General features: G+C 42.1%; 10 protein-coding genes and 1 pseudogene. 9 read left to right on the forward strand and 2 right to left on the reverse strand.

Going from position 1 to position 7,533, the window contains the following annotated elements:
* Positions 1-19 precede the first annotated feature (19 nt).
* From rnr to rplI, 6 genes are all read left to right on the forward strand, one after another.
* A complete protein-coding gene (rnr, locus tag AACU98_RS08700; protein ID WP_161735835.1) occupies positions 20-2,509 on the forward strand; it encodes a ribonuclease R in 2,490 nt (829 codons plus the stop codon).
* 115 nt (positions 2,510-2,624) lie between these two features.
* Positions 2,625-3,356: a 23S rRNA (guanosine(2251)-2'-O)-methyltransferase RlmB gene (rlmB, locus tag AACU98_RS08705; protein WP_170827695.1), complete on the forward strand. Its 732-nt coding sequence runs from the start codon at positions 2,625-2,627 to the stop codon at positions 3,354-3,356.
* A gap of 160 nt (positions 3,357-3,516) precedes the next feature.
* Complete coding sequence (gene rpsF / locus AACU98_RS08710; protein ID WP_004246283.1) at positions 3,517-3,912, forward strand: 30S ribosomal protein S6; 396 nt, start codon at positions 3,517-3,519, stop codon at positions 3,910-3,912.
* Positions 3,913-3,920: 8 nt separating this feature from the next.
* Positions 3,921-4,238, forward strand: a complete 318-nt coding sequence (priB, locus tag AACU98_RS08715; protein WP_004246282.1) for a primosomal replication protein N — start codon at positions 3,921-3,923, stop codon at positions 4,236-4,238.
* Positions 4,239-4,242: 4 nt separating this feature from the next.
* Positions 4,243-4,470 carry a 30S ribosomal protein S18 gene (gene rpsR / locus AACU98_RS08720; protein WP_000135199.1) on the forward strand — a complete coding sequence of 76 codons (228 nt, stop codon included), beginning with the start codon at positions 4,243-4,245 and terminating at the stop codon, positions 4,468-4,470.
* A 43-nt stretch (positions 4,471-4,513) separates the two neighbouring features.
* Complete coding sequence (gene rplI / locus AACU98_RS08725) at positions 4,514-4,963, forward strand: 50S ribosomal protein L9 (protein ID WP_004246281.1); 450 nt, start codon at positions 4,514-4,516, stop codon at positions 4,961-4,963.
* A 98-nt stretch (positions 4,964-5,061) separates the two neighbouring features.
* Here rplI and AACU98_RS08730 read toward each other — a convergent pair whose 3' ends face one another.
* Positions 5,062-5,721, reverse strand: a complete 660-nt coding sequence (locus AACU98_RS08730; RefSeq protein WP_004249623.1) for an OapA family protein — start codon at positions 5,719-5,721, stop codon at positions 5,062-5,064.
* A gap of 370 nt (positions 5,722-6,091) precedes the next feature.
* Between AACU98_RS08730 and AACU98_RS08735 the strand changes: the two genes are divergently transcribed.
* Genes AACU98_RS08735 through zinT form a run of 3 tightly spaced genes read left to right on the forward strand, consistent with a single transcriptional unit; the run spans position 6,092 to position 7,127 of the window.
* Entirely contained in the window at positions 6,092-6,340 is a 249-nt protein-coding gene (locus AACU98_RS08735) for a type B 50S ribosomal protein L31 (RefSeq protein ID WP_004246279.1), read from the forward strand.
* A 10-nt stretch (positions 6,341-6,350) separates the two neighbouring features.
* Positions 6,351-6,476 carry a type B 50S ribosomal protein L36 gene (gene ykgO, locus AACU98_RS08740; protein ID WP_004246277.1) on the forward strand — a complete coding sequence of 42 codons (126 nt, stop codon included), beginning with the start codon at positions 6,351-6,353 and terminating at the stop codon, positions 6,474-6,476.
* 3 nt (positions 6,477-6,479) lie between these two features.
* Positions 6,480-7,127, forward strand: a complete 648-nt coding sequence (gene zinT, locus AACU98_RS08745) for a metal-binding protein ZinT (RefSeq protein ID WP_004246276.1) — start codon at positions 6,480-6,482, stop codon at positions 7,125-7,127.
* 32 nt (positions 7,128-7,159) lie between these two features.
* Here the strand turns inward: zinT and tnpA are convergent.
* A pseudogene (gene tnpA / locus AACU98_RS08750) lies at positions 7,160-7,533 on the reverse strand (IS200/IS605 family transposase); the annotation flags it as partial.

Here is a 7,533-nt window from a genome sequence, read left to right on the forward strand (position 1 = left end):
TGATAGCTTGGAGGTCATAATGTCCAAAGATCCTTTTCAGGATAGAGAAGCCGAAAAATACGCCTCTCCAATTGCTAGTCGTGAATTTATTTTAGAAGAAATGAAGAAACGCCCGGCCCCGATGAGCCGTGAAGATATCGCGCAGGCATTGAAAATTTCAGGTGAAGAAAATCTGGAAGCATTACGTCGTCGTTTACGGGCTATGGAACGAGATGGTCAGTTAGTTTTTACTCGACGTCAGTGTTATGCCTTACCTGAACGCCTCGATCTTTGGAAAGGTAAAGTTATCGGTCACCGTGACGGCTATGGTTTTTTACGTGCGGAAGGCCAAAAGGATGATCTCTATCTTTCACAAGATGAAATGAAAAAAACCATGCATGGTGATGTGATTTTAGCGCAACCCCTAGGCATGGATAGAAAAGGGCGTCGAGAAGGTCGCGTCGTTCGTGTTCTTGAACCCAGAAACAGCCAAATTGTTGGGCGCTATTTTATTGAGTCAGGTATGGGATTTGTGGTACCTGACGATAGCCGTTTAAGTTTTGATATTCTTATCCCTAAAGAAGATATCATGGGCGCACGTATGGGGAATGTGGTGGTGGTTGAAGTTACCACAAGACCAACACGGCGTACTCAAGCGGTAGGACGCATTGTTGAAATTTTAGGTGAAACTATGGGGACGGGAATTGCGGTAGAAATTGCACTACGCACCCATGAAATTCCTCATACTTGGCCACCTAAAGTAGAAAAAGAAATCGCTGATTTAAAAGAGGATGTGCCAGAGTCAGCGAAACAAGGTCGCGTTGATTTGCGTGATCTCCCTTTAATTACCATTGATGGTGAAGATGCGCGAGACTTTGATGATGCCGTTTATTGCCAGCGTAAAAAAGGCGGGGGCTGGCGTTTATGGGTGGCAATTGCAGATGTGAGCTATTATGTACGCCCTCAAACTGCATTAGACACAGAAGCGCGTAGCCGAGGCAATTCGGTCTATTTTCCTTCTCAAGTTGTCCCTATGCTGCCAGAAGTACTGTCGAATGGATTATGTTCATTAAATCCACAAGTCGACCGTTTATGTATGGTTTGTGAAATGACCGTTTCTGAGCAGGGGCGCCTTTCATCTTATAAATTCTATGAAGCCGTAATGAGCTCTCATGCGCGAATGACTTACACCAAAGTATGGAAAATCATTCAAGGTGATGAAGAGTTACGTGAGCACTACCAACCGATCGTAAAAGATATTGAGCACCTTTATGAGCTATACCAAGCCCTCGATAAGGCGCGTGAACAGCGTGGTGCCATTGGTTTTGAATCGGAAGAAGCGAAATTTATTTTCAATGCAGAACGTCGTATCGATCGTATCGAACCGGTTGTACGTAATGATGCACATAAATTAATTGAAGAGTGCATGATTTTAGCCAATATTGCGGCGGCGCGTTTTGTTGAGAAAAATGAAGAGCCTGCGTTATATCGTGTGCATGATAAACCCAAAGAAGAGAGCGTAATGAATTTACGTTCGGTATTTAATGAACTGGGTTTAACGTTACCGGGAGGATTAATACCGGAGCCAGGCGATTATGCGCGAGTCATGAAAGAAGTCGAAGAGCGTCCAGATCACGAAATGCTACAAACCATGGTATTGCGCTCCATGAAACAGGCGATTTACGATCCTGAAAATCGAGGTCACTTTGGTTTAGCATTAAAATCTTATGCTCACTTTACTTCACCCATCCGTCGTTATCCTGACTTAGCATTACATCGTGCTATTAAATACCAGATAGCGAAACAGCAAGGCCATGGCTCACAACGCTGGACCCCAACGGGGGGCTATCATAGTGATATGGATACCATGCTTCAGTTAGGGGAACACTGCTCTTTAACTGAACGTCGGGCGGATGAAGCAACCCGTGATGTGGCTGATTGGCTGAAATGTGATTTCATGCTTGATCAAATAGGTCAGCAATTTACCGGTATTATTACCAGTGTCACTGGTTTCGGTTTCTTTGTGCGCTTAAACGATCTATTTATTGATGGTCTTGTTCATGTATCCACATTAAATAATGATTACTATCAATTTGATAATGTTGGACAACGTTTAATTGGTGAGTCATCCGGTCAGGTATATCGTCTGGGTGATGAAGTTGAAGTGAAAGTTGAAGCGGTCAGTATGGATGAACGTACTATTGACTTCTCATTGATTTCAACAACACGTAAAGCACGTAACCCCGGGAAAACAGCACGTGTTCGTGCGTTAAAAGGGGGAAAAGACAAGAAAAATGCGAGCAGTAGTAAGTCTCGTCGTCGTGATGCCAGCAAAGACAAAAACTTTGAACCTGATAGTGCCTTTAGAAAAGGTAAATCAAGTAAAGAAAAACAGAGTAAAGATAAAGTCATTAAAGAGAAAATTGCGAAGGACAAGGCGAGTACTAAACGCAAAAAAGCCTCTGCACAAACCAAAAAGATAGAGGCGAAATTAAAAGCCAAACGTGCGGCGAAACGCACTAAAGCGTAGTTATACAACGAAGTCATTCACTGTTTGACTCCTATTAAAAAGGCGGATTTTCCGCCTTTTATCTGTTATTGTGCCTTTTATTTTTTAACGAGTAACAACCGCTATGAGCGAAGATATTATTTATGGTATTCACGCAGTAAAAGCACTGCTTGAGCGTGATCCGACACGTTTTAAAGAAGTTTATGTGTTAAAAGGACGCGAAGATCGTCGTTTAATGCCGGTGATCCATGCGCTGGAAGAACAAGGGATTTTAGTTCAAGTTGCTAATCGCCAATGGTTAGATAATCAAACTGAAGGTGCGGTTCACCAAGGGATAATTGCTAAGGTAAAACCTAGTCGTCAGTACCAAGAACAAGATTTACCGGACTTATTAGCTGAAGTAGGTACACCTTTTCTATTAGTGTTAGATGGTGTGACTGATCCACACAACTTAGGGGCATGCTTACGTAGTGCTGATGCGGCTGGTGTTCACGCAGTCATTGTACCAAAAGATCGCTCAGCTCAATTAAATGCTACGGCGAAAAAAGTCGCTTGTGGTGCTGCAGAAAGCGTACCTTTGATCCGTGTAACCAATCTGGCACGTACTTTACGCTTACTACAAGAAGAGAACATCTGGATTGTTGGCACCGCGGGGGAAGCGGATCATACATTATATCAAAGCAAACTCACAGGGCCTTTAGCTTTGGTTATGGGGGCTGAAGGTGAAGGAATGCGCCGTTTAACCCGCGAACATTGTGATGAGTTAATCAGTATTCCTATGGCAGGCTCAGTCTCTTCATTAAATGTCTCCGTGGCAACCGGAGTTTGTTTATTTGAAGCAATGCGTCAGCGTATTTCTGTAAAATAACACTGCGCGTATTTTATTCTCTTCCTCCCTTGAGTTTTATTGTGTGGGGGGGTATAGTTACGCGTCAATTTTTTCAGTCACACTTAAACAAGTTCCTTGCCTCCATGGGTGGTGACTGACCCTGACAGGAGGCTGATAAATCCGTAAGGAGCAATATCAAATGCGTCATTACGAAATCGTTTTTATGGTTCACCCAGACCAGAGCGAACAAGTTCCTGGTATGATCGAACGTTATAAAACCGCTATCACTAATGCTAATGGTCAGATCCACCGTCTCGAAGACTGGGGTCGTCGTCAACTGGCTTATCCAATCAACAAACTGCACAAAGCACACTACGTTCTGATGAACGTTGAAGCTCCGCAAGAAGTGATTGATGAACTGGAAACTACTTTCCGCTTCAATGATGCCGTGCTCCGCAACATGATCATGCGTACTAAACACGCAGTGACTGAAGCTTCACCAATGGTTAAAGCAAAAGACGAACGTCGTCGCGATGTTGCTGAAGATCTTGATGAAGAAGAAGTTGATGATGTAGCAGAGGATTCTGAAGAGTAATTAGTGTTGTGACGGCTAATCGATTAGTGCTAACAGGCACTGTGTGCAAAGCATTGATACGAAAAGTTAGCCCTGCTGGGATCCCGCATTGCCAATTTGTGATTGAACATCGTTCAACACAAGAAGAAGCGGGATTAAAAAGACAATCATGGTGCAGAATGCCCATTATTGCCAGTGGGAAAGCGTTACAAACTGATACTCACAGTATAACGGTCGGTAGCAAAGTTACCGTTTCAGGATTCATTAGTAGCCATCAGGCGAGAAATGGATTGTTTAAACTGGTATTGCATGCCGAACAGATTGAATTGATAGATTCTGGAGACTAGCCATATGGCACGTTATTTCCGTCGTCGTAAGTTCTGCCGTTTCACAGCGGAAGGCGTACAAGAGATTGATTATAAAGACATCGCTACGCTGAAAAACTATATCACTGAAAGTGGTAAAATTGTACCAAGCCGTATCACCGGTACTCGTGCAAAATACCAGCGTCAGCTGGCTCGTGCTATCAAGCGCGCGCGCTACCTGTCTTTATTACCTTATACTGATCGTCATCAGTAATAGGTATTATATAGTCCATTAATGACTTGTAGAGGATAAGGTAATGCAAATTATTCTGCTTGATAAAGTAGCGAATCTGGGTAGCCTGGGTGATCAGGTTAACGTAAAATCGGGCTATGCTCGTAACTATTTAATCCCACAGGGTAAAGCTGTTTCTGCGACTAAGAAAAACATCGAGTTTTTCGAAGCGCGTCGTGCTGAGTTAGAAGCTAAATTAGCTGAAACTTTAGCAGCAGCTGAAGCTCGTGCAGCGAAAATCACTGCGCTGGGTTCTGTCACTATCAGCTCTAAAGCGGGTGACGAAGGTAAACTGTTTGGTTCAATCGGTACACGTGACATCGCTGATGCAGTAACTGCAGCTGGCGTTGAAATTTGTAAGAGCGAAGTTCGCCTGCCAAACGGCGTTCTGCGTACAACTGGTGACCACGAAGTTCACTTCCAAGTTCACAGTGACGTATTCGCTGAACTGAATGTAATCATCGTTGCTGAATAATCATTAGATTAAACAGTTATGTTGATAGAAAAACGCCAGCTTAGCTGGCGTTTTTTATATAGGTTATTTGCTCTATTTCTCCACACCGCTTGTTGACACTATGGCGTACGATAATAACTACCATCACTTAGCCGAGTGAAGGTAATAACAGTACCGGTATTGTCAGTCACTTCAAGCATACTCACTTCACCTTGTGAACCTCGTTGTAAACGAATGGTTTGTCCGGCGCGTAACTGGCTTAACGGCTTTTGTGGGCCTTCTGATTTCGCCATAGTAAACGCATCATTGACAAGCAACTGATTATCTCTAAATAGTTGTGCAAGGGTTTGCCCCTCTTTAATGGTATAAGTTTGCCAATTTTCAGTCGCGGTTGACGGTGTTTGAGGCGTTGTGTTTACTGGCGTATTGTCATTGGTATTATTGGCTTCACCTTCTTCTGGTAAGTCTTCTGTCTCTTGCTCAGCATTTAGACTATCTTGTGCTGGTGGTAGTGTATTAGGGACATTTTGTGTTTCATTTGAGACAGAAGGTGCTACAGGCACAGGAAGATCTTGTGTCGAAGATGAGGGTTGAGGTGGGGTGGTATTTTCACTTGTTGGCCAGAAAAAAACGACTAACAAAATAATGGCAATAACAACGATTGCTCGACGATGTAAGCCTGGGAATTTGCCCATATTCACCTCATGATTGAACTGTGAATCACTATCACTAATTGTAACCTCTTTTTTATTTCTTGTTGCCATACTAGCACGAACCATGATCCTTACCTGCTCCCTGAATTCTTTTCAGAATTATCTCTTTAATTTGATTACGTCCTTGAAGGTGTTACCAAAAGCACCCGATGCTTAATCGTCTATAGTTGTGCGATTAAGCGAGACAGAAGAATACTGAGTGTTATCTATTCAACGGCATTATGTGGCGAATGTTTAGCATTTATTTGTTTAATAGACTTACTCTGCTTAATCAAATGTTCTATGTTGCCTCCCCCCTTGCAACATGTAGAGATGCCACTATCACTAATAGGTATATAAAAAAAATGATCAAAAAAACTAGCCATTAAAATAAAAAGGCGCTACATTATTGCAACTCAATATTGTTATATTATAACATTACATAAAGAAGGCGAGTATGAAAGAAAATATTCATCCACAATATCGTACTGTCATTTTCCATGACACTAGCGTAGATGCTTATTTTAAAGTGGGATCAACCATTCAAACTGATAAAACTATTGAGTATGAGGGGCAACGCTATCCTTATGTCACTTTAGATGTCTCTTCTCAGTCTCATCCATTTTATACCGGTAAACAAAAAACACATTCTCAAGAAGGTAATGTGGCACGCTTTAATAAGCGTTTTGGCCGATTTGTTAATTAGGGAAGAAAAAATGCAAGTATTAAGTTCATTAAAGAGTGCGAAGCTGCGCCACCCTGATTGTAAAGTGGTACGCCGTCGTGGACGTCTGTATGTAATTTGCAAATCAAATCCACGTTTTAAAGCCGTTCAGGGGTAACCTATGCAAAAACCAATCCTTTCTTGTCTTTTGATTATGGGTTTTTTAGGTAGTGCTATGTCTGTTTTGGCACATGGACATCATCATGAAAAAGTACGCACACAAGCACAAATAGATGCTGCGAATGGGATTTTTGAGGACAAGGACGTTCTCAATCGCTCATTAAGCGATTGGGATGGCGTATGGCAATCTGTTGAACCCTATCTGCGTAGTGGCGAATTAGATATCGTTTTGCAAAAGAAAGCGGAGACGAAGCAAGATAAAACAGTAGAACAATATCGAGCTTACTATACACAAGGCTATAAAACCGATGTTGATATGATTGGTATTGAGAATAATATCGTAGAGTTTCATCGTGGTGATAAAGTCGATAGCTGTGAATATCACTATGATGGTTATCGTATTCTACATTATCAATCGGGTAAAAAAGGTGTTCGCTATCTGTTTAGATGTGACGATGCCAACAGCCAAGCTCCACGGTTTATTCAGTTTAGCGATCATATTATTGCACCAGAAAAAGCACAGCATTTTCATCTATATATGGGAAATAGTTCACAAGATGAATTACTTAAAGAGCTAACTAATTGGCCAACCTATTACCCTTATTCAATGAAAGGGGAAGATATTGTTCATGAAATGCTTTATCACTAATTAAAGTGAAGAAATAACCTATTGGGCTGACATCAATACCCTTGATATTTATCGAGGGTATTGTTTATCCAAAGCACCGTAAAACCCCGTCCTTCAGGTCGGGGATATAAGGCGTGGTTTTTTAACTAACTAGGTGTTTCCTGTTGCTCAATGTACTGGCGGATAAGGGATATTGGTGCGCCACCACAACTCCCCGCGAAATAACTTGGCGACCAAAAAACCCCCTTGTAGTAATCACGTTGGGCAATATCTGGACGATCACGTCGAAGTAATCGACTCGATACCCCTTTAAGGCTGTTAACCAGATTAGATATCGCCAGTTTTGGCGGGTAATTAATCAGTAAATGAACGTGATCCCGTTCCCCATCCATTTCAACCAGTTCAACATCAAAATCAGCACAAACAC

The organism is Proteus sp. G4380 (assembly GCF_963885725.1).
GTDB lineage: Bacteria > Pseudomonadota > Gammaproteobacteria > Enterobacterales > Enterobacteriaceae > Proteus > Proteus mirabilis.

Coding starts and splice junctions, on each gene's coding strand:
- rnr (WP_161735835.1), top strand. CDS start 20: ATGTCCAAAGATCCTTTTCAGGATAGAGAAGCCGAAAAATACGCCTCT.
- rpsF (WP_004246283.1), top strand. CDS start 3,517: ATGCGTCATTACGAAATCGTTTTTATGGTTCACCCAGACCAGAGCGAA.
- rpsR (WP_000135199.1), top strand. CDS start 4,243: ATGGCACGTTATTTCCGTCGTCGTAAGTTCTGCCGTTTCACAGCGGAA.
- rplI (WP_004246281.1), top strand. CDS start 4,514: ATGCAAATTATTCTGCTTGATAAAGTAGCGAATCTGGGTAGCCTGGGT.
- AACU98_RS08730 (WP_004249623.1), bottom strand. CDS start 5,721: ATGGTTCGTGCTAGTATGGCAACAAGAAATAAAAAAGAGGTTACAATT.
- AACU98_RS08735 (WP_004246279.1), top strand. CDS start 6,092: ATGAAAGAAAATATTCATCCACAATATCGTACTGTCATTTTCCATGAC.
- ykgO (WP_004246277.1), top strand. CDS start 6,351: ATGCAAGTATTAAGTTCATTAAAGAGTGCGAAGCTGCGCCACCCTGAT.
- zinT (WP_004246276.1), top strand. CDS start 6,480: ATGCAAAAACCAATCCTTTCTTGTCTTTTGATTATGGGTTTTTTAGGT.